At 34.8% G+C, this 1,083-nt stretch carries 1 protein-coding gene; it reads right to left on the reverse strand.

Going from position 1 to position 1,083, the window contains the following annotated elements; genetic code table 11:
• Positions 1-1,083, reverse strand: a 1,083-nt coding sequence (gene istA, locus FE392_RS22465) for an IS21-like element IS232 family transposase (protein ID WP_319931904.1), incomplete at both ends; no start/stop codon positions are given.

Here is a 1,083-nt window from a genome sequence, read left to right on the forward strand (position 1 = left end):
ATATTTGATTATCGTATACTTGTAAACCGACGGTTTTACCTTGATAGTCAGCTGGAACTGAGTATTGATTCGATTTGTAAGATATCATGCCTGATGTATTAACTTTTACAAGTTTATGCTTAATCATATAGGAATCTCTTATCGCGCTCTTCGGGAGTGGTTGTAGGAGATTCTTTTCCTGTTTTAGGGCAAACACTGGAATCTTACCAGTCCCTTGATGAAATGTTTGATTAATTCTTGCACATAATTTTTGCACAAATTCATGTAATTCTTCAAAAGTGAATCTTCCTTGATAAGCATGAATTTCGTCTAGAAGTTTCATTGGCGCTTCTACTTTCCCTTTGGTATTTGGTCGCCCTGCGATACAAGGTTGTACCTTAAATCCAAAATCTTGAGCGAATTGGGCAAACTTATTGTTAATCGTTCCTGTAAAGTGTTCTGTTCGAGCTTCATCCATTACCGTCTTCATATTATCCGTGACAATTACCTTCGGTACACCACCAAACATTTCAAATGCCTCTGTCATAAATGACATTAAAACACTTTGTGATTTTGAAATATTCAAATGAAAAACTTTAAATCTCGAGTAGGACAATAAAAGTACAGCTACATTCACATATACGATTTCGCCACTTTTGGTTTCAAATCGTATGCTTTCTTTCCAATCTAATTGAGCTTGTTCTCCTGGAGGTGTCTCATAACGGACACCCACTGAATGACCTGATAAAATACGCTTCCCCTCATCAAAATATGTTCTAAATTCAGGCTTTCTATTAATATAAGCACGAAATGCAGACTGTGAACATTTTAAACCGTGATTGTCTGTTAGATACTGCCATAACACTCGTTTGTAGTAGAAGATTTGTTTAGAATCACTAGATAAAAGAGCTGCAATCACTTCATAATATGTATCGATTTTCGATGTTTTATTTTTTGTCCCTTTTGGTGTAAAACCATTCAAATACTTATCTATGGTACGCCGATCCACATTCAATTCTCTGGCTAATTGACTTTTATTTATCTTCATTTTTAAGTTCCCCATTAGTTTTTTAAAATTTGGTAAGTCTGAAAGACTTTTAACCT

Source organism: Xenorhabdus santafensis, assembly GCF_033949405.1.
Lineage (GTDB): Bacteria > Pseudomonadota > Gammaproteobacteria > Enterobacterales > Enterobacteriaceae > Xenorhabdus > Xenorhabdus santafensis.